The organism is Fluviicola sp. (assembly GCF_039596355.1).
GTDB lineage: Bacteria > Bacteroidota > Bacteroidia > Flavobacteriales_D > Crocinitomicaceae > Fluviicola.
This window is the reverse complement of record NZ_JBCNJW010000008.1, coordinates 45,995-70,169: the sequence shown is the minus strand read 5'-3', so window position 1 is coordinate 70,169 and position 24,175 is coordinate 45,995. Positions and strand designations below refer to the sequence as shown.

At 46.0% G+C, this 24,175-nt stretch carries 16 protein-coding genes; 6 read left to right on the top strand and 10 right to left on the bottom strand.

Annotated features, from left to right (window positions below; translation table 11 throughout):
* Positions 1–69: 69 nt before the first annotated feature.
* Positions 70–1,560 carry a hypothetical protein gene (locus ABDV94_RS14475; RefSeq protein ID WP_343747918.1) on the top strand — a complete coding sequence of 497 codons (1,491 nt, stop codon included), beginning with the start codon at positions 70–72 and terminating at the stop codon, positions 1,558–1,560.
* Position 1,561: 1 nt separating this feature from the next.
* Here the strand turns inward: ABDV94_RS14475 and lnt are convergent, their stop codons facing one another.
* Positions 1,562–3,160, bottom strand: a complete 1,599-nt coding sequence (lnt, locus tag ABDV94_RS14470; protein ID WP_343747917.1) for an apolipoprotein N-acyltransferase — start codon at positions 3,158–3,160, stop codon at positions 1,562–1,564.
* 203 nt (positions 3,161–3,363) lie between these two features.
* Between lnt and ABDV94_RS14465 the strand changes: the two genes are divergently transcribed.
* Both ABDV94_RS14465 and ABDV94_RS14460 read left to right on the top strand, forming a co-directional pair.
* The gene (locus ABDV94_RS14465; RefSeq protein ID WP_343747916.1) at positions 3,364–3,720 is read left to right on the top strand and encodes a hypothetical protein; all 357 of its coding nucleotides are present in this window, start codon (positions 3,364–3,366) and stop codon (positions 3,718–3,720) included.
* 18 nt (positions 3,721–3,738) lie between these two features.
* Positions 3,739–8,064 (top strand): PKD domain-containing protein, encoded by a 4,326-nt coding sequence (locus tag ABDV94_RS14460; RefSeq protein ID WP_343747915.1) that lies wholly within the window; start codon positions 3,739–3,741, stop codon positions 8,062–8,064.
* A 65-nt stretch (positions 8,065–8,129) separates the two neighbouring features.
* Here the strand turns inward: ABDV94_RS14460 and ABDV94_RS14455 are convergent, their stop codons facing one another.
* Positions 8,130–8,540, bottom strand: coding sequence for a DoxX family protein (locus ABDV94_RS14455; RefSeq protein WP_343747914.1), 411 nt, complete (start codon positions 8,538–8,540; stop codon positions 8,130–8,132).
* Positions 8,541–8,650: 110 nt separating this feature from the next.
* On the opposite strand from ABDV94_RS14455, the gene ABDV94_RS14450 reads away from it, so the two are divergent.
* Positions 8,651–8,989, top strand: a complete 339-nt coding sequence (locus ABDV94_RS14450; RefSeq protein WP_343747913.1) for a helix-turn-helix domain-containing protein — start codon at positions 8,651–8,653, stop codon at positions 8,987–8,989.
* A 120-nt stretch (positions 8,990–9,109) separates the two neighbouring features.
* On the opposite strand, the gene ABDV94_RS14445 is transcribed toward ABDV94_RS14450, so the two are convergent.
* From ABDV94_RS14445 to ABDV94_RS14435, 3 genes are all read right to left on the bottom strand, one after another.
* Complete coding sequence (locus ABDV94_RS14445) at positions 9,110–11,626, bottom strand: DUF5723 family protein (RefSeq protein WP_343747912.1); 2,517 nt, start codon at positions 11,624–11,626, stop codon at positions 9,110–9,112.
* A gap of 16 nt (positions 11,627–11,642) precedes the next feature.
* Complete coding sequence (locus ABDV94_RS14440) at positions 11,643–13,814, bottom strand: hypothetical protein (protein ID WP_343747911.1); 2,172 nt, start codon at positions 13,812–13,814, stop codon at positions 11,643–11,645.
* A gap of 80 nt (positions 13,815–13,894) precedes the next feature.
* Positions 13,895–14,503, bottom strand: coding sequence for a ribonuclease HII (locus ABDV94_RS14435; protein WP_343747910.1), 609 nt, complete (start codon positions 14,501–14,503; stop codon positions 13,895–13,897).
* Between the two features lie 88 nt (positions 14,504–14,591).
* Here ABDV94_RS14435 and ABDV94_RS14430 point away from each other — a divergent pair, with 88 nt between their 5' ends.
* On the top strand, positions 14,592–14,951 hold the full coding sequence (locus tag ABDV94_RS14430) for a hypothetical protein (RefSeq protein WP_343747909.1): 360 nt from the start codon (positions 14,592–14,594) through the stop codon (positions 14,949–14,951).
* 121 nt (positions 14,952–15,072) lie between these two features.
* Here ABDV94_RS14430 and ABDV94_RS14425 read toward each other — a convergent pair whose 3' ends face one another.
* The 3 genes from ABDV94_RS14425 to ABDV94_RS14415 all read right to left on the bottom strand — a co-directional run bounded on the left by ABDV94_RS14425 (position 15,073) and on the right by ABDV94_RS14415 (position 20,994).
* Positions 15,073–16,851, bottom strand: coding sequence for an acyl-CoA dehydrogenase family protein (locus ABDV94_RS14425; RefSeq protein ID WP_343747908.1), 1,779 nt, complete (start codon positions 16,849–16,851; stop codon positions 15,073–15,075).
* Between the two features lie 289 nt (positions 16,852–17,140).
* Positions 17,141–18,343: a glycosyltransferase family 9 protein gene (locus tag ABDV94_RS14420; protein ID WP_343747907.1), complete on the bottom strand. Its 1,203-nt coding sequence runs from the start codon at positions 18,341–18,343 to the stop codon at positions 17,141–17,143.
* The gene (locus ABDV94_RS14415) at positions 18,340–20,994 is read right to left on the bottom strand and encodes a hypothetical protein (protein WP_343747906.1); all 2,655 of its coding nucleotides are present in this window, start codon (positions 20,992–20,994) and stop codon (positions 18,340–18,342) included. The genes ABDV94_RS14420 and ABDV94_RS14415 overlap by 4 nt, the downstream gene beginning before the upstream one ends.
* Before the next feature lie 162 nt (positions 20,995–21,156).
* Between ABDV94_RS14415 and ABDV94_RS14410 the strand changes: the two genes are divergently transcribed.
* On the top strand, positions 21,157–22,656 hold the full coding sequence (locus ABDV94_RS14410) for a histidine kinase dimerization/phosphoacceptor domain -containing protein (RefSeq protein WP_343747905.1): 1,500 nt from the start codon (positions 21,157–21,159) through the stop codon (positions 22,654–22,656).
* On the opposite strand, the gene ABDV94_RS14405 is transcribed toward ABDV94_RS14410, so the two are convergent.
* Both ABDV94_RS14405 and ABDV94_RS14400 read right to left on the bottom strand, forming a co-directional pair.
* A complete protein-coding gene (locus ABDV94_RS14405) occupies positions 22,645–23,082 on the bottom strand; it encodes a GNAT family N-acetyltransferase (RefSeq protein ID WP_343747904.1) in 438 nt (145 codons plus the stop codon). The two genes, ABDV94_RS14410 and ABDV94_RS14405, sit on opposite strands and share 12 nt — an antisense overlap.
* Entirely contained in the window at positions 23,079–24,140 is a 1,062-nt protein-coding gene (locus ABDV94_RS14400; RefSeq protein WP_343747903.1) for a CaiB/BaiF CoA-transferase family protein, read from the bottom strand. Before ABDV94_RS14400 ends, ABDV94_RS14405 begins: the two co-directional genes overlap by 4 nt.
* Positions 24,141–24,175: the final 35 nt, after the last annotated feature.

The window sequence follows — 24,175 nt, the reverse complement described above, 5'->3', positions numbered from 1 at the left end:
AGAAAAAAAGCTTTGCGGTTTCTTGTCGTCACTATTTTTCTAGTACTAAGTAATTTCCTTTTCGGACAGTTGCCGCCACAGATTGACTGGGGGCCCGACAACCTTTCGAGACCCAATACGCTTGCTGTCCTTCCGAAAGACAATGGAGTCTTCTTTACATTCCATTACACCAACTCATCGTTGATGCCGTCGGCAAAGATTTCCCGTTTTGAAAACGGGAAAGAAGTGATTTCGAAACGGATCGAACCACGCATTGACCAAAAGATGGTGACACTGGAAGATATGTTCCTGTTTTCCGACCGGCTCTTCGGGCTTTTTTCTGATAAAATCGGGGCGGGGGTAACGCTTTATCTCCAGGAATACGATGACGATGTGGATCCGCTCGGCTCGGCTCTGGTGGTTGCTTCGTATGTGGTTCCGAAAGGCTGGAGCAGAAATGTCGTGGTTACAACCAAGGTTTCGCCAAAAAGCAATTTCCTCGTGGTGGATTACCTGATTCCGGCAAAAAAAGAAACGTATGACCGCTTCGGCTACAATATTCTGAATGATCAACTCGTTTCGGTTCGCGAAGGAGAATACGAAATTCCGTATGATTCACGCCTTTCCGCTGTGGAAGCACGTCATCTGACTGACCGTGGAGATTATTTCCTGGGAGTGTCTATTTTTTCGAAAGCCTATTACAGCATCTGGAAAGACTTCGGGTTGGTAGATAAGTCGGTGTTGTTTCATATGAGTCCGGGAGATTCACTTAGAATATACGAACTGGATCTCGACCAGCGGAAAGTGTACAATTTCGCGATTTACTCCAATGATTCAACAGCAATTATTACTGGGACCTGGGGCGATGAGGATTCGAAAGGTGCAAAAGGCGTTTTCCGGGCTTCGTTTACCTTTGCTTCGGCCTACCTGGAATTGCCGAAATTTCTCGAATTCCCGCAAGAACTGCTGGCACAGGAAAATGCCAATTCAGACGATATTTACAATTATCAGAACGTCAACGGTGAATTGCTCAATTATGCATTCCGGAATATTTTGCTGCTCCCGGATGGTTCGTTCACGGTTTTGGCGGAGCAATACTACATTTATGAAGTCAGTTCGACAGATTCCAGGGGAATGAGTCAGGTGACGAATTACTACAATTACAACGATTGTATTGTGTATTCGATCAGTGCCGCCGGGGAATTTAACTGGTTCAAAAAAATCAACAAAAAACAGGAGTCGGTGAATGATTTCGGACAGTATTCCTCGCTGGTGAGTTATTCCAGTAAAGGAAACCTGATTATTTTTTTCAACGACAATGCACAGAATTACGACCTGCTTGGAGCGTATAAGGGAAGCCGGATTGCGTTTTCCAATTCACTCAGATACAAGGATTATTGCCTGGCACGTGTGCAGATTGATTTGGACAACGGAGACACGCAGCGCAACCTGTTTTCTGCGTATGACGGAGTTGGTGCATTTGTCTGTCTGAAACTGTCAAGCGTGAATTATAAATCGCACCAGGTTGTTTTCGCCGCTTCAAACAAGCGGGATAAATACGGCGTACTTCGTTTTGAGTAACTCAGGCCGTTTTTCTGCGGTTGAAAATCTTCAGGACGCGTAATACCAGGAACATTCCAAACCCGGCAACGGCAAAATACCCGATGTAATCTCCCAGGATTTGATAAAGTGTTTGTTTGGAATTGAGCTGAATGGTATAGTTGAACTGTGTTTTCACCCACCAGCCCGTTTCTTTCAATACATCCCCGCGGTTGGAAATCACTCCTGATTTTCCCGTATTTGCCGAACGCACCACGTATTTATTGTTTTCAATCGCTCTGAGTCGTGCAAACTGGAAGTGTTGTTTGTAGCCCGGTGTATCTTTCCACCAGCCGTCATTGGTAATGATTGCGATGAACTGAGACCCTTGTTTGGCTTGTTTTGCCAGGAAAGCGCCATAAACGGATTCGTAGCACACCACTGGGGAAAACTTTACACGGTTTTTCTCAAAAATCCTGGGTTCGTTTTCAATCCCGAGACTTCCGGAACCTCCTTCCATGTCAATTGCCAATTCTTCCAGGAACGGGAACGTGGCAACAAACGGAATTTTTTCCACTCCCAGCACAAGCTTCGATTTGTGAATGATTTTCGGTTCGGGAGTATTGTCGAACAGGATGGAAGAGTTGTAATCTTCCACAAAAGCATTGATCGGCTGATAGAATCTGCTCGCCGGAGAATTTTTGTACTCGAAAATCTGGTAGGTCGATGCACCGATCAGCAATCCCGCGTTGGCCCATCTGGCACGGTGTTCGTTGATGATATGGAAAAATGTTTCCTTGCGGAGCCCGCGCTCATAGATGTTGGTAGTCGGGTAGAGCGAAGTTTCCGGAGCAATCACCAGCTGCGTTTCTTTTGAAACGGCCTGATCTGCTTGCTCCAGCAAGGTCTGCAATTGTTCTTCGTTGCTCAGGACAAATTTTTCTCCGTACGGATCTGTATTAGGCTGGATAACAGCTACATTGTACGGCGTTCCTTTCGTGTCTTTCGAAAAATAGAGAATGTAGGATAAACTCAGGGGAAGTACAAACAAGATCAGGGTCATGACGGAGTACGTGTTCTTCACCAGGTGTTTCGGTTGAGTGAGGATTTTATAGAGCAGCAGGTTCATGATCAGAATCCAGAGTGATCCTCCTAAAACACCGGTCATGGAATACCACTGAACCCAGGAAACCCGTGCTGCGAATACGTTTCCTAAAGTGAGCCAGGGCCACGACAATTCCCAATGGAAATGCAGGAATTCGAAACTCAGCCAAACGCAGATGAGAATCGGGCCGTTCCATTTGACACCCAGTTTGCGTTTCAGCAGATGGTAAGTCAAAAAAGCAAGTGCCATCAGGAGGCTGTTTGCCAGGAAAGCCATGTAAGCTCCACCTTCGCTGGCGTAGTAAACCCACCAGGTCGTCCCGACATTGTAGATGAAAAAGGCCAGGTATGCATGCAGGAACATGCTGAAACCTTTCTTGTAATTGTGAAAATAGGATTCAACCAGTAACAGGGGAATCCATGCAATGAAGACCAATGGAGTTAAACTTCCGGTTTCAGGAAATGAAACGACCAGGAGGATTCCGGAAAGGATGCTGAGTAACCAGCGGTAAAGTCTTTTTTGAATGATTTTTTCCATCGTAATACGAAATTACGATTTGTTTTTTCAATAGGGGTCGATTTCGACGAATCCCTTTAAAACAAAGACGAATAGCGTGATTTGAGCGTGAATTATCACACAAAATATTGAGAATAAAGTGTTAAAAAACAGTATTTGTCTGAAATAAAGACAACTAGCACCATTTTTTTTCGTCTCTTTGCATAGAACTAAAATACACTTTAATGAAGAAGGTTTTCATTAATAGTTGCTGCTACATTACTACTATCCTCTCTTTATTCTCCGGATCTATTAGTTATGGACAACAACTTGAAAAACACGATGATCACGTTTTTGTAAATCAGCACGTGACAGGAGTTGGCACGCCAACCATCGTTTATCGTTTGACCGATCCGGTTGAACCTAAAATATTAGATGAACTAACTGTTTATCTTAAAAACATGAACGCCATCAGGGATGTCCGGATCGATGGATCCGATATCGCAATCCAGTTTAAAGAAAATACAACAAATGAGATGATATACCTTTTCATTCAGCGAATGGAAATGCTGTATATCTATCGAAACCCTAAATCACGATAAACCTACTTTCTCCAGGTTATGAAAAAACACATTTTGTGGAGCTGCTTACTGCTCACGCTATTCTCCTTTTCGGGCTTCCGGACTTTCTCCCAGGGAGCCAACACACAGACGGGCGCCATGCTGGTGCCGATTTCCCTGCCGTTTACGGCTTCCGGATCAACGACTTCTGCTACAAATGAATACGATAATCTGGGATACACTTATGACGACGGCCCGGACTGGTACTATTATTACTGCCCGACTTCCAGCGCTACGATCTGGGTCAATATTGCATTTACTCCCGGCGGGCTTTCAAACCCGGTGATGCCGTCGATCAGTATCATAACCAGTGGCGGAACGCTTGTTGGCCAGACCCAGGTTTTCGGAGACGTTTCCGGATCATACGGAATCCCGTTTACTCCTACGGTCGGTCAGTGTTATTATTTTATCATTGACAATGACGGAATTGCCGGGCCGAGCGGCTTTAATTATGTGATTAACATTTCGAATACGGTTCCGACCCATCCGGTAACTCCGCTTCAGCCTGCCTGTTCAAACATCGGGTTTGATGCCGGAACAACTTCCGGGTGGCTTGGTTCCTGGGGACATTCGATGCAGACAGGAGTTGCGCCACAACCGACTCCGACCTATACACCGTTGTTTTTCAATACAACCGGAGGACATCACGTGATCACAACTCCGGGAGTGGATCTCCAGGCACCGATTCAGACTGTTTGTCCGCTGATTGCCGGGAATACGAATTCCCTGATGCTGGGCGACGGGCCGAATGCGGCTTATGGAGGAGCCAGTATCGAACAACGTTTCCAGGTCACCGCTTCGAATGCACTCTTTACCTATTATTATGCTTTGGTTATCCAGGATGGAGGAGCTTCCGGTGCGACTGCCCATACGGATCAGGAACAGCCTTATTTCCGGATTGAAGCGCTTGATTGTTCGGGAGTGCCTTTTGCCTGTGGTAACCTGCTGGTAACGGGAGGCCCCGGGATTCCCGGGTTTACCCAGATAGGAACAAGCGGAACTTACTACAAGGACTGGACGCCGGTGATGCTGGATTTGACTCCGTATATCGGGACGTGTGTGACCATGCGCTTTACTGCCGGAGACTGTTCGATCGGTGCGCATTATGCCTATGCATACCTGGATGCGAGTTGTGCTCCGATGGCGATTACAACTCCACCGACAATTTGCCAGTACCAGACTTCCACGTTGACCGCTCCGCTGGGAGCTGCCAGTTATTCCTGGGTGAATACGGCAAGTCCGGGAACTGTTCTGGGAACTTCCAATACGCTTGCAATTACGCCGACTACGACCGGAACATTTACTTATCAGTGTACGATGACGTCGGTGACGGGATGTAACTCTACGTTGACAACGACGATTACCGTTTTACCAAGTCCGCAGATTACAGTCACCAATCCGCCTACTATTTGTACCCCGGCAACGGTTGATTTGACGAGTCCGTCTGTGGTGACGGTTACTTCCGGTTCTGGTACGCTTGGTTATTTTTCCGATGCGGCCTGTACCGTTCCGATCGCGGCTCCGAATGCCGTTGCAACGAGTGGAACATATTACATCCGGATTTTGAATTCGAATGGTTGTGCAGATATTGAGCCGGTGACGGTTGTGATCAATCAATCTCCTTCGATCAACGTCACAACACCGAATCAGTCGATTTGCCCGGGAGGAAGCGTGAACCTCAACGCAACGCTTTCCCCTCCGGGAGTGAACAACCCGGTGACCTTCACCAATCTGACTGATTATGCCATTCCGGACGGAAGTGTTACCCCGGCAGCGTCTCCGATTGCTGTTTCGGGAATTACACCTCAAACGGCAGGAGTACTTCCGATTGTTTCCGTCAACGTGAATATTGTACATACTTACGACGAGGATATCACGATCTGGCTTCAGTGTCCGAATGGAAGTACCATTGAGCTTTCTTCCGATAACGGCGGAACCGGAGATAATTATACGAATACGACCTTTGTTCCTACCGGTTCTCCTTCCATTACAACGGGAACGGCTCCGTTTACAGGGACTTATACCCCGGAAGATCCGTTTTCGCTGTTGAATTCCTGTTCTGTAAACGGAACCTGGGTGTTGCAGGTGTATGATTTGGCAACCGGTGATGTGGGAACCCTGCAGGATTGGTCGATTACATTTAACAACTACGTTCCGGTTACCTATGCCTGGTCTCCGACAACGAATATGACGAATTCCACAACATTGACACCAACTGTGAGCCCTACTGTAACAACAACTTATACCGTTACGGCGACTAACCCGGTGGGTGGGTGTACGGCAAGTGACCCGGTGACGATCACGATCAATCCTCCTCCGACAATCGGTGGCGTATTTACGGTGTGTGCAGGAGCGATTACACAGCTCACAGGAAGCGGAACACCAGCTACAACGAATCCGTGGGTATCTTCCAATACGGCTGTTGCAACGATTTCAAATACCGGGTTGGTAACAGGGCTTACTCCCGGAAACAGCACGATTACATACACCACTTCAGATGGTTGTTTCACCACTCAGGTTGTAACGATCACTTCAGGTGCTACCATTTCCGGAAACCTCACCATATGTGTAGGCGGAACCACGCAATTGAGCGGAACAGGAACACCTGCGTCCATAAACCCGTGGACTTCTTCCAATACGGCTGTTGCAACTGTCTCCAATACCGGTCTGGTGACCAGCATTGCTGCCGGAACGACAGATATTACCTATACGAATAGCAGCGGTTGTTTCGGAACCGTAACAGTGACCGTCAATCCGCTGCCAACGGCGACTATTTCCGGATCTTCAACTATTTGTGAAGGAAGCGCTACGTCATTTACCATTTCGGGTACACCGAATTCCACAGTAACCTATTCGGATGGAACTTCTAATCTGAATGTGACCTTGAATGCTGCGGGAACGGCTTCCGTGAATACCGGAGTTTTGAATACCGCAACAACGTATACGCTGGTTTCGATTCAGTCTGCCTCGTCGACTTCCTGTAACAATACCCTTTCGGGATCGATTACGATTAACCTGAATCCGATTCCGGTGATGGATCCGCTTGCAAACACACAGGCTTGTCCTGGTGATAACGTGGCAATTTCATCATTTACCGCAACTCCTTCCGGGGCAACTTTTGCCTGGAGTAATAGCAATACGTCAATCGGGTTGGGAGCAAACGGAACAGGTGATCTTCCTGCTTTTACGGCAACAAACCCGGGAATGACGCCAATCAGTGGAACGGTTACGGTTGTTCCGACTTTGAACGGTTGCCCGGGATCAAGCGTATCGTTTACCATCACTGTGAGCAATAACCCGACGGCAAATGCGGGGTCAGATTTGAATTTATGCCTGAATGCCACGACAGGAAACCAGATCGGTTCTGTACCGGTTACCGGAAATTCCTATTCCTGGAGTCCGGCAACGGGATTAAGCAACCCGGCAATTTCCAATCCGACGGTGGATGCCTCGGTAGCTGCCGGAACGTTATATACTGTTACGGTGACTAATGCGGCAGGATGTACCGCAACGGATGTTGTTTCGGTGACGATCAATCCATTGCCTCAGGTTTCGTTCAGCAGCAATGCTGTAGATGGCTGTGCTCCGGTTTCCGTTACGTTTACGAATACCAGCCCGACTCCGTCTGTGAACTGCGTTTGGTCGTTTGAAGGTGGAGGAATCCAAACGGGGTGCGGGCCGATTACCCAACAGTACAACAGCGGAGGTGTTTTTGATGTGACACTGACGATTACAGATGCGAACGGTTGTGTGAATTCCATTACGAATCCGGATATGCTGACTGTTTACCCGACGGTACACGCTTCTTTCGGTGTGGATGTGATCGAGCAGTCGATTTTGAACCCGGTTTTCCACTTCACAAACAATTCTACGAATGCGACGAATTATGTCTGGAGTTTCGGAGATGGAACGGTTTCCAGTGCGGTGAACCCGACGCATCATTACGAAGAAACCCCGGGAGTTTATCACGTGATTCTCTACGCTTCGAACCCGAATGGTTGTAACGATAGTGCGGTAGTGGTGGTATCGGTGATTGATGAATTGATTTTCTATGTTCCGAATACGTTTACACCGGATGGCGATGAGCACAACAATGTGTTTTTCCCGGTATTCAGTTCCGGATTTGACGGACAAAACTACACCCTGTTGATTTTTGACCGTTGGGGTGAAGTTTTATTCGAATCGCATGATGTGAATTATGGATGGGATGGAACTTACATCGGGCAATTGTGCAAGGAAGGTGTTTATACCTGGAAAATTGTCGTGAAAGAACGAAACAAAGACAAACATCACGAATATGTGGGACATGTGAATTTGTTGAAATAAACAAAAACCACAACTGAAACCTCAAAGGCCGGCCGATTGATTCGAACCGGCCTTTTTTATTCGGATTAGCTTTTGGGGGCTGCAGTTGTTTTGAATCTTCCCCAGGCAATAAACCCGGCGATGAGTGCAAATACGATGTTTACCCCGATTTGTGATCCTTCTCCTCTCGAAATGTGGAAGGCACTCGCTGCAATCATGAGCAGAATAACCCCGATTGCTGCTACGGGAACAAGGATGACTTTCCAGCGCAAAAGAGATGGAAGCAGTAAGCCGAGCGCTCCAAGCAGATCGACCGCTCCGGTGAGTTTGATGAATGATGCGGATACTTCTCCGGTCCAGGGCCATAGGAGTTGGAGTTCTTCGACCGGTTGAAACAATTTCAATAATCCCGCCCAAATTAAGCTCAGGGAAAGAAGAATTTGCGCTGTCCATAGAAGAGCGTTCAGCGTTTTTGAAGGTGTTGTTTGCTTTTTCATATGTGTAATGTTGAATACCGGACCAAAAGTAGGTACATTCGCTATCCGGATGAAAGCGCTTTACCTTTGGATAGCGCATCCAAACGGAAAGTAACGTTAAAATTGCAGATATGCTGACAGAAGGAGGTTGCCCCAAGAATATTCTATCGATCAAAGATGCGCTCGAAGCAGTGGAGGGCAGATGGAAACTACTGATTCTTTTTGCGTTGTCGGGCGGTCCGAGGAGATTCAAACAGCTTGCAAAGGAAGTGAACGGAATTACGGATAAAACCTTGTCGAAGGAATTGAAACTGCTGGAATCGAATAAACTGATCACCCGCCAGGTTTTTGACACCTTTCCGCCGACGGTAGAATACACGATTACGGAACACGGGAAGTCACTGGAAAAGGTGATTGAAGAGTTGCATTATTGGGGGCTTGCGCATCGGAAAGAGGTGCTGGGAAAGTGACTTCCAAATACGGATAGACATGTGTCTATTAGCCCGGTAGTAGCAAGCCTTTCCGGAACTTCCCAAAATAAAAACGGCTTCCCCTGAGAGAAGCCGTTTCCGGTTTATCATTGATGCTTCTTATTCGAAGATCACATTCATTTCAACACGTCTGTTTTTCTGACGTCCTTCAGCTGTTTCGTTGGTTGCAATCGGCTGAGTTTCTCCGAAGAACAAGGTGCTCAATCGTTTGCCTTCAACTCCTTTGCTTTCCAGGTATTGTTTCACAGCTTCTGCACGTTTCTTAGACAATACTAAGTTTTTCTGTGCGTCACCTACGTTATCCGTGTGACCTGAAATCTGCAGTTTCCAGTCTTTCTTCTTGATCAGCAATTCTGCCAATTCATTCAGAGACGGATAAGAAGATTCTTTGATAATGGCATTTCCGGTGTTGAACTCTAAGTTCTCGAATGCTGTTTTCAGAATTTCTTTTTCTGCCTCTTCAATTTTCGGACAACCGTGATTTTCAATCACACCTTTCACAGTAGGACATTCATCATCTTTATCCAGGATTCCGTCGCCGTCTGTATCCTGGTAAGGACATCCCTTGTTTTTCAAAGGACCAGCCAGGTATGGACATTCGTCGTCTTTGTCGATCAAACCGTCGCCATCTGTATCCGGCCAAGGACAACCGTTGTTTTCTTTTGGTCCGTAAACATCCGGACAGTTATCCAGGAAGTCGAAGATTCCGTCGTTATCCGTATCCGGACATCCTTGATTTGCAATTGGTCCTGCAACATCCGGACAAGCATCTTCCGAATCTTGTAATCCGTCGCCATCCGTATCCGGGCAACCATTGAATGCCGGTAATCCTTTCACGGTAGGACAGCTGTCCTGAGGATCGATAATTCCGTCTTCATCCGTATCCGGACATCCTCTGTATGCTGCAATACCAGGAAGATCCGGACAAGCATCATCTTTATCAGGGATTTTATCACCGTCACGGTCAGGACAACCCTGGAATTCCGCCAATCCCGGAACATCCGGACACAAATCTTCCGTATCCTTGATTCCGTCGCCGTCTGTATCCGGACATCCTTTAAACGACCAGATCCCAGGAATGTCGATACACTCGTCTTTCTTATCTGAAACCTTGTCACCATCACGGTCATCCGGCTTCGAGTACAAAATCGGAAGGCGTAATCCCATGTAGAATTCCGTACCGCGTACTTTTCCTGATGCAAAAAGCGAACGGAAGTCAACAACCCCGATTGTAATTGGCCCTAAACGGGAAGCAATACCCGCTTTCCAGCCGGAGTAATTGTTCACGGAAACCGGAACGTACAATCCGAACCACGCGTAGTCGAAGCTTGGAGTGATTGCAAATTGGTTTGGCGTTTTCACACGGGATGGATTTTTCTTCCCGATCATATTGAGGTTTCCTGTAGCGTTGATGTAGAACCATTTCCAGATGTGGTAATCTAACTGGATGTTCAAAGCCGTCGGCGTATTCATGTAGTAAGACTGCCCGATTCCCTGGTTGGAATTCCATCCTGCATCGTTGGTAATCAAACTATCTACAATCGAGTCAAAAGATGCAAATGAATTCACTTTGTCGAAAATACGCAAGTCCAGAGTGGATGTATTTACCGAGAAATCGCGGCTGTGTCCTCCTTTGGTGAATTTCATTCCACCGATATCGATTACGGAAACACCTGCACGCAATTCGTATTTGTTTTCATTGCGCATCCACAGATCGGTTTCGCCATCCATGTCGTATTTGTATTGTTTGTATTTCGGACGCCATTCGTACACCACTCCCAAATCCAATCCGAAACCAAGCTTGGACGCCGATTTGAAGAAGGACTTCGAGTTCACGTTTTTCAGGTCGTCCAGGTTATTGGAATACCCGTATTTGAAGTTTCCGACCAGCGTAGTTGCCGTATCTTTATTCAATAACTCGTAATCCAGCTGATCGGTATAAGCATAAGCCGATGCGATTCCCTGAAGGAGTTTCACACGTCCGCCGACTTTCAGGAAATGCTGCCCTTTATCCATCACCACTTGTCCGTAATTGACACCGTATTCGTTCCAGGCCATCATGTTGGCGGTAACGAGTTTGTCATTCAGTTTCAGATTCCACAGTGCGGCAAAATCCAAGCCTTCTTCCGCCAATTTGGAAAGTTTCGGATCAATGTCATCGATGTTGGTGATCATCCGGCTTTTTGCGGAGAAACCGACGGCAATTTTCGGATTGATGTGAAAGGCAAAATTGAGGATGTCAATCTGGTAGTTGAGGTAAACCCCGCGCGGCTTAACACCTGCTTTGCTGTAATCATACAGGTCGAAAATCGAACGATTGTACAGCGTACTGTCCGGTTTCATCCACATGGTGTCCTTTTTGAAGGATTTCACCCACCATTTCGGCATTACGTCCGTATTGAAATACTTGGCGTTTTGCCAGGCCCCTACATTGGCACTTCCGAGGTTGATGTCGACAATAAATCGCCCGTCGACAAAACTTGCGGGCTGTGCATCCAATCCCATTACTCCGACATAGTTACTGCTGTGCACTCCCAGGTAGTTTTGGGAAAATGCAGTGATAGCAGAAAAGCATGAAAGAGTTAAGAAAGTTAATTTGCGTAACTGTTTCTTCATAAGCATAAGTAGTTGTTTAATAGTTCAATGGATAGCGAATTAAGTAACCATTTGCCTGCGAAACTAATAAAACTGTCCCGTCTGATTGTTTCTGGAACGTTATTTTATTTGAGCCTTCGTAGCTTTCTTTATTCAATTCATTACCACGGATGGTATAAATATAACAGTTATTAGCAATACCGTCTATAATTCCAACAACAGTTTTTCCGTTTGGCAATTTTATCAGTGCAGCGTCATCAATATTGCTGATTGTGGAAGTGAATTGGCCCAGGATTGTGCCCGTTCCGGAGATCACGTAAATGGTGTTTTGCTGTGTCAGGAAGAACAACTGCTCGTCTCCGAATGTCTGGGAGTTCAAAATCGAAGACACGTTTCCGACCAGCATGGCTTTCGCTCCATTTTCATTGAATCGAACAAACTGTTTCTTGCTCAGGCCGACCAAACTGATGGTTCCGTTGACTTTCACCAGGTGCCAGTCTCCTTCGGTTACGTTGAGGGATTTAATCACGCGGCGGCTTTTCAGTGAAATGCTCGACCAATTGTTGTTGGTACACACATGCGCGATCAGTTGTCCTTTTTTCCCCTGGATGGCCAGTTGGGATTCTCTTTGCAAAGCGCCCGAAACTCCTGCTTTCAGACTTAGTTTTCCATTGGTTCCGTACGTTTGAATTTGTCCGTCGGCGATAAATGCGATGAAATCTTTCCCGTTCCAGAAGTAAGAAAACAGGTTGCTCGTCACCTCATTGGCTGCAATTGGGAAGCCCGAAAGACTATTTCCAGCCCTGTCCAGCCCGATAATCCCGGTTTTGGTCGCCAGGAAAATGCCGTTTCCGATCAAAACCGGTTTTCCGATTACTTCAGCGCCCAGGTTTTTGTTCCACAAAATCTGTTTGCTTCCCACGAGGTACAAGGTATTGGATCGGGTGAGTGCAAGCAGGTTGTTGGATCCCGGAATCGGAGTGAGGGAGAGCAGGTTGTCATCCAAACGCAACGGATTCAGTTTCGGAATTTCTGTTGTGTTTGTTTGATGGTCTTTTTTTCCTTCCTCGTTTAAAATCTGAAGTGTGCTGTGTTTCGCATGCGTCAGGCAACTCATGGTCAACTGCTGATTCCGGTCAAAATTCCGGTACGAAACCCGTTGCGGCGTATTACTGAATAATTTATACTTCAGGGTGGTTGATTGCTCCAGAGTGCTTCCTGTTTCATACGCCCCGATCATGCGGTTGATGCTTTGCTGGGAATTGGAAATCAATACCGTATTGTTGAACAATTCCAGGTACACTTTTTTGTTGGAATGCAGGAACGGGAAGTGCTGTCCCTGTAGTGTTGCCTGTTTTTGCTTATCGGAAATCGTTACCCGGGGCAATTCACTCACGATTGCCAGCGGATCTTGTCCGGGTTTGTAATCAGAAATCAGGCAGGTATCTTTTTGGTCTACCACAAGCGCAAGCCCGTAATCCATCCAGTCGAACAAAACGGATTTTTGTGGAAACTGCGATTGCAGGTACCGTTTTTCGAAGAAGGTATAGGAATCAAAATCTGCCGGAATCAGTCCCTGGAATAATTCCTGGTCGTTGATCAATGGCAATGCTTCGTCGCCGGTATGCGTGATGTATTTAACCTTATTGCTGGAAATGAAATACGAATCTTCTATTTCATAGGTATTGTCGGTTGTTTTGTACACGAGCGACAAACTGCTTTTGCGGTCGAGGTATTTCCAGTCCGCGATGCTTTTGGTGCCGGGAGTCCAGTTGCCTTGATAAAGTACGAGGAACCTTCCGTGGAATTCTCCTTTCCAGTTGTTGGAAAGAGAGAGGTGTTTTTGAGTAGAAACCGTAGATGAAAGTGCCAGTTTTTCGGCGTATTGCTTCACAATGTCACTAGTCCACGGTTTGCTTCGTTCCAGGAGAACCAAATCACGACTGGTCGAAAAATAGAAATGCTGGATGCGTTCCGGTTCATTGAGCAGCAAGGTGAAAAAGCTGTTTTTCTGAAGGGAAGCCACGATCGGGTTGTTGTAGTCTACCTCCACAGATTTATGCACCACGATAATGGTGTCGTCTTTTGGTGAGAATACATTTTCCGGAGTTGGGGGAGTGCTGGAACCTTCCACGATGGTGAAACCCACATAACCGATCCAGACTAAAGAACAGCAAACAAGAAAGACAATGATCGAACGACTAAGCATAACTTTTACTATGCTTCAAAAGTAAGCTTTCAGTAGAAGCGGTTTTCATTTTCCCGATGAAGTAGTTAACAGCAGAGTGTTTACTCCCCGAAAAGTGATAACTGGCCTTTTCCAAGCAGGTTGAATCCCATCCGGTGATGGATGCACGGACCGTGTTGGTGGATTGCCAGCCGGTGGGCCTTGGTCGGATAACCTTTGTTCACCTTCCAGTCGTACTGCGGAAATTCGTGATGCAGGTTTTCCATGTACTCGTCGCGGTAGGTTTTTGCCAGAACAGAAGCCGCAGCAATGGATTTGTACTTTCCGTCGCCTTTGATAATCGGAACGGAAGGAATGTCTTTGGATAACAGCGCTTTATTTCCATCGATCAAAAGTAGTTCCGGTCTCACTTTCAGGTCGATCGCCGCGCGGTACATTCCCGTGAGGGAAGCCTTCAGGATATTGAGTTCGGCAATTTCATCCGGGTGGAGAAACTGCACGGAAAATGCAATTGCTTCTTTTTCAATGATTGGCCGTAATAAATTCCTGCTTTTTTCGGAAAGTTGTTTAGAATCATTCAATAACTCATGTGAAAAACCTTTCGGAAGAATCACAGAAGCACATACGACAGGCCCAGCCAGACAGCCTCTTCCGGCTTCGTCACACCCGGCCTCGAGCTTTGTTTCATCAAAATGGTCTAATAATTGCATAGTACAAATGTTATTAAAAATGTTGTATATTTAGCTCATACAACCTTTAGGTATTAAAAAACGTCTACTTATAAACTGTTATGGAATTATGAAAAAGTTAGTAATGATATTTGTTTTGTCTCTGGCAAGCTCACTTGCTTTTAGTCAAAATTCGGCATCAATCAGTTCGGGTGAATTGAAATCTGGAAAATCAACCGGGGTGTATGAATTCTCCGTTCCGGAATCGATTACCGCTGAGAAAGTAGATGCGGTTAAAAGTTATTATAAAGATTACTTTTCTGTAGCATTCAATGAGTCAACCGACAAATTAAAAGTTACATTGACCAGAAATGAAGACATGAACATCAATGTGATCAACCGTTTGCTGGTTGCATTGGATATGCGCATGATCTCTGTGGATGGTCAGGAAATGACTTTCCAGGATATGAAAGAAAAATATTTGAGATAAGAGAAAGCGTTAGCTTTCGATGTACTTAAAAGTTACTGCTTTCGATAGCATCAAAAGCATCCTAAAAAAGAAAGGCTCGTCAATTGACGAGCCTTTCTTTTACCTATTAATCTCACTCATATTAGAGTGTGTATGCATTTTTGTCGATCAGGTATTGTGCAATGACCTGACGCTCGTTTTTCGGGTTGATCGGATCCAGTTTCGTGAAACGTTTCACTCCCGTTAACATCATACGTGCCTCGTCGCCTTCTGCAAAGCTGAAGATGGCATCTTTCGCTGCTTTTGCGATCCATTCTGCTACATCGTAGAAATATGTTTTCACGATGGAAATCGGAACTGCTACTGCAGCTTCTCCCTGTGTTTCAATTAATTTCTCCACGCGGAGCAAAACAGATTCTGCCTGGTATGTCCAGATCGAAATATCAGCGATATTCATCAAGATTTCCTCTTCTTTTGATAACGTTTGCATCAGTTTCTGAACAGCAGACCCGGCAACCATCAAAATGGTTTTCTTGAATCCTGCCAATACCTGTCGCTGTGCAGCCAGTGGATGTGAACCCAATTCCGTCATTTCCGGGATACTCATCAATTCGGAAGCAACTTTCATTGCAGGCCCCATCAAATCCAGTTCGCCCTTCATGGCTCTGCGCAGAACCATATCTACGATCAGCAAGCGGTTGATTTCGTTTGTTCCTTCAAAAATACGGTTGATGCGGGAATCGCGGTATGCGCGTTCAACAGAAGATTCTGCTGAGTACCCCATTCCACCGAAAATCTGAACACCTTCGTCGCTTACGTAATCCAAACATTCGGATCCGGCAACTTTCAAAATAGCACACTCCGGAGCAAATTGCTCGATTCCTTTCAGTGTAGCCTGGCTCTTGTCCATTCCTCCGGCAACGTATGCCTGGATAGCGTCATCAATGTTTTGTCCCGCACGGTAAATTGCCGATTCAGCCACGTATGCACGAATTGCCTGCTCCGCAATTTTGAAGCGGATAGCTCCGTATTTGGAAATCAGTCTTCCGAATTGTTCGCGCTCGTTTGCGTAGCGGATCGAATCGGTAATGGTTTGTTTTGCACCTCCCAATACTCCGGCACCCAACTTGATACGACCGATATTCAGAATGTTCAATGCGATCTTGAATCCGTTTTCCCGCTCTGAAAGCATGTTTTCCACAGGAACTTTCACGTTATTAAAGAATACCTGGCGGGTAGAAGAACCCTTGATCCCCATTTTTTTCTCTTCCGGGTTCAGACTGATTCCTTCTGAATCTGCTTCAACCAGGAATGCCGATAAGTTTTTGTCATCGTCGATTTTCGCAAATACCGTAAACAGGTTTGCAAATCCTCCGTTGGTAATCCACATTTTCTGACCGTTCAGAACGTAATGTGTTTTGTCGTCCGATAAAACCGCTTTTGTTTTCCCGGAGTTTGCATCCGATCCTGCACTTGGTTCCGTCAAACAGTAAGCCGCTTTCCATTCACCACTTGCCAGTTTCGGAATGTATTTCGCTTTCTGCTCTGCATTTCCATAATACAATAACGGCAGTGTACCGATTCCTGTGTGTGCCCCGTACGCTACAGAGAAGGAATGTCCTTTTCCTAAACGCTCCGTCGCAAGCAAGGACGTTTTGAAGTCAACACCCATACCGCCCAGGTCTTCCGGAACGGATAAACCAAGCATTCCGAGTTCTCCCGCTTTTTGAAGCAGTGAAGGCATCAAACCTTCTTCCATTTTATCAATACGATCTAAAAGGGGAGTAATTTCCTGCTCGATGAAATCATCACAGGTCTGTGCAATCATGCGTTGCTCTTCCGACCATTCTTCCGGAGTAAAAATTTCTTGATGGGTAACATCGCGGATAATAAACTCTCCGCCTTTGATAGCTTGTGACATAATTTTATATTGTTTTAAGTTCGTTTCTTGGCCCTAAGGTAAATAACTATTTAATATTATGCAAGCATAATAAAAAGTTTTATCCTTGAATATTGGCGATTTGACTTTTTTTAATTACAAACCCTTTTAAAAGTTCTTAAATTCAAAATTCAAAAGTTCAAAAGTTGAATTTAAGAACATCCGGTTTTCTGAACTGTTTACACTTTTTCAGTCCTTTCAACTAGTTGCAAGATTTAAAAATCAGCACCCACCTGTTCAGGATATCGCCTAAATAATACCTCATTTCTTTTTACCGGAGAACTTTTCCCAAAGCTTCCCGGTCATTTCCAAGATACTCAATTGACGAATCAAAAACAACATCCTTGTATTGAATGTAGGCTTCAAATACCTCGTTTACAGTAATCAACTGCATGCATTGGTTGTTTCCTTTGCATGGCGGAACAACGAATTCGTGTACACAAGGACTGCAATACACGTTTTTATAGATGGTCTTTACATTTTTTCCGAAACCATACTGAGCGGGAGAGCAGGGGCCGAATAAAGCCAGTACCTGTGTGTCGAGCGACGAGGCCAGGTGCATCGGGCCGGTATCGTTGGTGATCAGCAATTTTGCTCCTCTCAATACTTCGATCAGTTCCCCGAGATTGGTTTTTCCACTTAAATCGCGTACCAGTTCGTCCGAAGTGAAATGTTTGGTCACTTCATGCACATAGGATTGCTCATTTTTAGAACCGATCACGAAAACAGGCAATTCGGGCTGAGCTTGCCGGATGCGTTGAATGAGTTCGGTGAACGATTCTGCTGACCAGCGCCGTTCGTATCTCAAATCAGAGGCGTTCGGGTTAATGACCAGGTATTCTGCCGGAAGGTCGGACAATTGAAATACCGTGTTTTCCGGAATGCTGTGCAAACCTGTTTTCATCTCCGAAATTCCGAGTAAGCGCGCAAATTGCAGGTAGGCGTGGGAGATCGGTGCTTTCGTATTGAAGTACATCATGTGGGTGTACATTCCCATGCGGTAGCGGTTGGAACGCAGGTAATATCCGAAACGGTTCCGTGCAAGGCTCACAGTCGTTACAATAGAGCTGTAATTGGAGTAAATCTCCAGGTCGATGTATACGTCGGCTCGGAAACGCATCAGCTTGACAACCAGTTTGGTGGTGCTCGAAATCAGTGTCAGAAATCCTTTGTCTTTGACGCAGTACAGGTCATCGATCAAATCGATCTTTTCCAGGATGCTCCGGTTTTCTTCCGAACTCACAAAAATAATCTGCGCCTGCGGATAGCGGTTTCGCAAGGTTTTGAGTAGCGGAGTGGCCTGGATAATACTTCCCATTCCTTTGAACTTGCACACCACAATTTTCTGCATTTCCTTGTCCAGCGAATGGTCGAAACGCGTGATTTTTCCTACCAGCTGCACCAGTAAGTTGAGCGGGTAAGCCACAAAGATACCGATCAGGCGGTCCAAAGCTATGACGGTCCGGGTTTTCATTTTTGATTCAATCTGACAAAATGAACGTTACTTAGGCGAATTTGTTTTTCCCTGCCGTGGACATTCAGTGAATCTGCACCATACCAATTGAGTTGTTCGCTGCAACCCAACGGCAGCCGGTAGCGATGTTTTCCTTCAGTAGCAGTGATTTCGAGATTGAAATTTTTGCCTGAAAAATAAACAGGTTGTTCCAGTGGCGAAGTGATTGTCAACTCCAGGAAAGTGTTTCCGGTAAGCGGTGCTTTCCATTGAATGAAATCGGGCTGATAGTGAAGATCGTATTGATCCGCAGCATGATCGAAACGCGTGTTTTTCGATGCTTTCCAAAAATAGGGTATCAGACCTAAACTCCAGTTTTCAGGGTGATTCGGATAAGGCAGAAAGGCCGATGAATCGCAAACGTGGTCTTTGTGTTTCCAAATCCGGTAGCTGCCTGCCTGGATGAACGGACGGTAATTGGCGTAAATGAAATGCGTCAGTTCGTGGTGGCGCACTTTGTTTGGAATGTTGTCGATATTGTCGAAAAAGACTTCCGGAATTTGGGAAAAGACCACAAAGGGGAGTTTTAGCTCTTTGAGTTCCCGGATGTTGATTTCCAGTAGTTCGTCCGTCACCGTGTTTTGCAGGTATTGATTGAAATACGACGGAACATTTTTTTCACTGTAGAAATAAAGCATCGGAGTGTTGGAAAGGTCGATAAACGTTTCGTCCTTTTTCAACTGTGTTTTCAGGAAATGGATTACCGGATCGTTCGGGTTGGAAAATTCCGGGTTTGGAATCACGCGGTTAATGACCATTTTTCCCGGTTTGGGAAGATCTTTCAGGCTCAAACGAACAGGATGTTGTAAAATGTTCAATGTTCCGTTTTTGTTGTTGATGCTCAGGAAAAGCGGGAATAAACTCAGAACAGCCGCTCCGGTAGCGAGTGAAAACGGATATTCCGGTTTTGTTCGAACCACAGACCAGGCTTTCAGCAGGAAAATCAACCAGGCGAAAGACGAAATGAAGGTGTCAGTGCCTTCTGCAAAACTGTGCCGCACCAGCCCGCGCTGCAGGTTGAAGAAGTAGAAAAGACTAAACAGCACGATCAGAAAATCGAGTGCCTGGTTCGTGGTGTTTTTAAAACGAAAGACGGTGTGAACCAGGATCGTTGCCACGAGAATCGGAATCACCGCATAGTGCAGGAAAAAAAGGTTGTTCTCGTCGAATGCGATATAATACAGCCCGTGTGCCTGATTCGCTCCGAAATATCCTTTCATTTGTACGAACTGGTCGTGACAACAGGTAATGAACGCAAACGCGAGTATTCCGACGGCCAAAGCCGTTACTGCCAAAGAGCGGATCAGCAGTCTGCGGTCTGTTTTGCGGTAATAAAACCAAAACGGAAGAAACAAAACGAGAGCTGAAACGAGGCTGATGCCCAAATCCAGTCGCCAGACAACGATTAAAACAACGCTCATCAGAAACGTGTAAAAGTGTTTCGGTTTGTCGGATTGAATATAGCGATACAGCAAAGCTGCCGGGAGCAGAGCAAATGCAAAATACAGCGTGATGACAAAATAGGTTGCGGGCAGCATCAGTAACCCGATTAAAACCGCCGGTTTATTTCCGAATACGGTGCGGAGGAAATAATACATGCACAACAGGCTGAGGATGTAATTGAATTCCCAATACACCATCATGCTCACGTCTGGCTGGAAGCCATTCAGAAAGTAATAACAGAATTCCCAGAAGAAGTCGCTGACCAGGTGGCTCGACAAGTTGTGAATCACCGGAATTTCCCCGAACAGGTGATACTGCATCACCGGGTTCAGCATGTTGGCGTTCTCAAACGTTTCGGTCATTTGAACCAAAAGCGGGGAATAGGCTTGTACCAACCCGATACCGATCAGGGCAATGAATGCCAGGCGTCCAAAAACAAATTTTTCCGGGTTAAATTTTGCAGAACGCACCCTGCGGTAAAATCCGAAGCCGAAAACCAGCGCCCAGAAAATGAGCAGGTAGCCGTAAGACCCGATAAAAACTTCCCGTTGATTGAAGATCAGTGTGCTTTCAATTCCAAGGAAAACAATCAGCGGAACGGAAGTGAACATGCCGGAAACCCAGAGTACCCATTTGTTTTCAAACGATAAAAACTGTGTCAAAATGAGGGCTGTAAGAGCAGGAAGTGCTCCAATCACTGCTGAATGAAACAAGAGGTAGTTGACCGCAAACATCAAAGCGCTCACAAGCCACACTTTCGGATCCGCCAATGAAGGATGAAGGCGTTTCAGGAACCCGAAAAGGAACAGGAGCAGTGTGAAAAAAAGCGCACATTGAGCACTTTCGATCAAGGTAATCCGGAAACAACTGATGAGCAGCAGTAAGGCCGAAAAGGCCAGCATCGGGTCGAATAAATGGAGCAGCCTGTTTCCTTCGATCTGTTTTTTGAAGCGTGACAAACTCCAGTACAACACCAGGAAAGAAGCAATTCCGATCCCGATCAGTGCGTAGTACTGTGAAATCCGCTTCCCGATGGAAATTCCCTTTGCCGTGGCCTCACCGATGATGAAATTTTCCGAAGAACTGAGCTCAACTGTTTTCAGCTTGCTGAGATACAGCACGATCAGAATGCTTAGTGTGAGCGATATTGTAAAGAGTCTTTTTACCATTGGCCGATCAAATGTAACATTTCCTCATGGGATCGCCAATTTATCCGTCAAAAGAGTACTTTGCTCGTTGCAAACCGCCGTACGATAAAATTACTAAAAACTTAGTGCAATTTATTGCCCGGACAATAAAAAATCCGCTACATTTGCTCACTGTAAACTACTATGGCACAGCAGGATATTCTCTCCACATTGCGTAAGCTCATCTCAGGAATGGATGAGAGCCTGGTCATCTTTGATCAAAACGGTACGGTATTACATGCTTCATTTGACCTGGAAAAACTGCTGGGAAGGAGCAACCTTGTAGGGACCACCATTTTTGACCATCTGACCTATGAACACGAACGCATCGCACAATTTTTGGGTGATCTGAACACCTCCAAATACATCGACGTACAAGTTGTCCTGAAAAATGGAAACGGCTCGTTCACCGGAAGGATGCGCTTAGCTTCCTGGCGGGTAGACGAAGGCGAATTCCTGGTTTTGGGAAGTCTGGTGGATGCAACGCATATTGAACGTAAAAGGCGCGATTTGTTGCGAAAAACACTCACCATTGAACTCTTGTCGAAATCGAAAAAAATCCGGAGCGGAAAACTCCACGACGCGATTTATGAAATCCTCGAAATGTCTTCCAAGGCGGCAGGAGTGACGCGTGTAAACGCCTGGTTGTTTGACGAATCTCACGACCGGATCGAATGCATCGGAAATTACGATACGCGTTCGGGGAAAATGGTGCCGCAGGAATCGCTGCCTGTGATTGAAATGCCGACCTATTTCATGTTATTTGAAACAGAGAAAATCATCATTGCCGCCAATGCGCAGGCTTCTCCCTATACTTCGGAATTGAATGAAGCCTACCTGATTCCGAACGGGATCGTTTCGCTGATGGATATTCCGCTGCGTTCGGAGGGAGAAATTATCGGGGTGATTTGTTTTGAACAGGTGAAGCAAACACGCAATTGGTCGCTGAACGATCAGAAATTCGGGCTGATTGCCGCACAAATGGTTTCGCTTGCCGTGGAAACGCACAAACGTAAGCTGGCACAGCAAGAACTGGAAGCGGCGTTGCGCCAGCAGAAAAGATTGCTGACAGAGACGAATCACCGCATCGTCAATAACCTGAAAATTACGGAAAGCCTGTTGAATATCCAGGTAAACAAAGCCAAGGATTCCTATCACCGGAACCTGATGCTGGATTCCGTCAACCGTGTGCAAAGTATTTTGAACCTGCATGAAATGCTAACGGAGAACTCCAAAAACCTGCGGATTTCACTGAATCAATATGTGAACAGACTGGTACAGAGCTTGCGTGAAAGTTTGTCTTTTCCACAGAAACAATTGCAGTTATTGACCAGTATTGACAGTTGCGAGATCAAAAGTTCATTGGCGATGTGCATCGGGATTATCATCAACGAAGCTGTTTTGAATTCCTACAAACATGCTTTTGCGGAAAACGAACTGGGGGTGATCCGGATTGACTTTCAGATGTTGGGGCCGAAAGGTGTCCTGGAAATCAGCGACAATGGGAAAGGAATCAAGGGAAACCGCGAGTTCACCGGAAGCGGCGTGGAAATCATCAAAGGAATGGTGGAACACCTGAACGGGAACCTCGATGTGGACGGAACAAACGGAATGAAAATCTGTGTTTCGTTCTCAATGCGTTAAAACCTTGAACATTTCGAAGTGCTGAAGCACGTCAAACAGCTTGTAGGAAGGTCCGACGAGGGTGTAGCCAAGTTTTTCATAGAACGGCAACGCATAATCCCGGGCGTGGAGAATGAGTTTTCCGTAACCCAGTTGAACCGCTTCGTTTTCCAGGGCTGTCATGATTTGTTTCCCATATCCCTTGCCCTGCGTAGTTGATTCTACCGCAACAAATCGTGCCTGGCAAACAGTGTCATCCACGCGGTCTAAACGCGCCACAGCAAGGAGTTTTCCGTTTTCCGACAGGGCAAAATGAACGGCTGTTTCATCTCCTTCGTTTCGTTCTGTGCCTCTTTCTTTTCCCAGCGGTTCTCTCAGAATGCGGTAGCGGAGATCGTAATAAGCATCCCATTCTGCCTGGGTTTGCGGATGTGTGATTGTTATCATGGCTTCAATTGAAAGGCGATTTGTGTCACGCGTTTGGTTTCTTTATCTTCGATCTGTTCCGTGCGGATAAGTTGTTGACTTTCTGCATCGTGAAACACTTCTTCGAGGTCTTTGATCCGTCCTGCCGGAACAAAATGTGCATGCATGTATTCCATCACATCATCGGCGTTGTGCCGTGCGATGACTTCCTGGATGCGTTCACCGAGAATAGTTCTGTTAGCTACACGGTTTACATTGTTTGCAAAACGTTCATCGGAAATCAGCTCTGGCAAACTGAGATAGGAACAGAGCAGTTCGAAATGTTTGTTACTTCCGATGGCAAACGTGATGGATTTCCCATCTTTCGTGGTGAAAATTTCCCCGTAAGGAGCAATGTTCGGATGCAGACTGCCGATGCGTTCCGGAATGTGTTTTTCCATCAGATAATTGGAGGCCTGGTTTGCCAGGGAACAAATCGCTGCATCGTAAAGCGAAACAGACACTGTTTTTCCTTCATTTGTTTTCGTACGCTGGAACAAAGCAGTCAGAATTCCTTCTTTCAACTGGTGAGCAGCCAATACATCGATCAGTGCTACAGGCATTTTTACCGGGCCGGATTCCGGCGTTCCGTTCATAGACATAAAACCGGTTTCAGCCTGCAGGATCAGGTCGTAAGCCACGCGGTCGCTTTCGGTTCCGAACCCCGAAATTTTCCCGATAATCAATTGTGGATTGATGGAGTGCAGAAACGTGTCGGTAAGCCCGAATTTTTCGGCATCGCCTTTTTTGAAATTGGATAAAAAGATGTCTGCTCCCTGGATCAGTTCCAGCAATTCATCCAGGTCGGCAGAGCTTTTAAAATCCAGTTTCCGGTACTCTTTCCGGTAATTTACCGACGAAAAGTACGCTGACACGGCGGTGTTTTTGTCTTCGCTTGCCAGTTTCCAACTCCTGGTAACGTCCGGGATAGCCGGATTTTCGACCTTGATGACGGAAGCGCCCAATTCTGCAAAAAAAGTTCCCACGGAGGGCCCTGCCAAAACGGTAGAGCAATCCACAACGATCAAATCTTCAAACATGCAATAAAAGTAGGATGTTTTACCTTGGGATGGAG

Excerpts from the sequence above, each read along its gene's own strand:
- lnt (WP_343747917.1), bottom strand. The coding sequence starts at position 3,160 with ATGGAAAAAATCATTCAAAAAAGACTTTACCGCTGGTTACTCAGCATC.
- ABDV94_RS14450 (WP_343747913.1), top strand. The coding sequence starts at position 8,651 with ATGCTGACAGAAGGAGGTTGCCCCAAGAATATTCTATCGATCAAAGAT.
- ABDV94_RS14440 (WP_343747911.1), bottom strand. The coding sequence starts at position 13,814 with ATGCTTAGTCGTTCGATCATTGTCTTTCTTGTTTGCTGTTCTTTAGTC.
- ABDV94_RS14420 (WP_343747907.1), bottom strand. The coding sequence starts at position 18,343 with ATGAAAACCCGGACCGTCATAGCTTTGGACCGCCTGATCGGTATCTTT.
- ABDV94_RS14445 (WP_343747912.1), bottom strand. The coding sequence starts at position 11,626 with ATGAAGAAACAGTTACGCAAATTAACTTTCTTAACTCTTTCATGCTTT.
- ABDV94_RS14400 (WP_343747903.1), bottom strand. The coding sequence starts at position 24,140 with ATGTTTGAAGATTTGATCGTTGTGGATTGCTCTACCGTTTTGGCAGGG.
- ABDV94_RS14425 (WP_343747908.1), bottom strand. The coding sequence starts at position 16,851 with ATGTCACAAGCTATCAAAGGCGGAGAGTTTATTATCCGCGATGTTACC.
- ABDV94_RS14435 (WP_343747910.1), bottom strand. The coding sequence starts at position 14,503 with ATGCAATTATTAGACCATTTTGATGAAACAAAGCTCGAGGCCGGGTGT.
- ABDV94_RS14405 (WP_343747904.1), bottom strand. The coding sequence starts at position 23,082 with ATGATAACAATCACACATCCGCAAACCCAGGCAGAATGGGATGCTTAT.
- ABDV94_RS14415 (WP_343747906.1), bottom strand. The coding sequence starts at position 20,994 with ATGGTAAAAAGACTCTTTACAATATCGCTCACACTAAGCATTCTGATC.
- ABDV94_RS14430 (WP_343747909.1), top strand. The coding sequence starts at position 14,592 with ATGAAAAAGTTAGTAATGATATTTGTTTTGTCTCTGGCAAGCTCACTT.
- ABDV94_RS14455 (WP_343747914.1), bottom strand. The coding sequence starts at position 8,540 with ATGAAAAAGCAAACAACACCTTCAAAAACGCTGAACGCTCTTCTATGG.
- ABDV94_RS14410 (WP_343747905.1), top strand. The coding sequence starts at position 21,157 with ATGGCACAGCAGGATATTCTCTCCACATTGCGTAAGCTCATCTCAGGA.
- ABDV94_RS14465 (WP_343747916.1), top strand. The coding sequence starts at position 3,364 with ATGAAGAAGGTTTTCATTAATAGTTGCTGCTACATTACTACTATCCTC.
- ABDV94_RS14460 (WP_343747915.1), top strand. The coding sequence starts at position 3,739 with ATGAAAAAACACATTTTGTGGAGCTGCTTACTGCTCACGCTATTCTCC.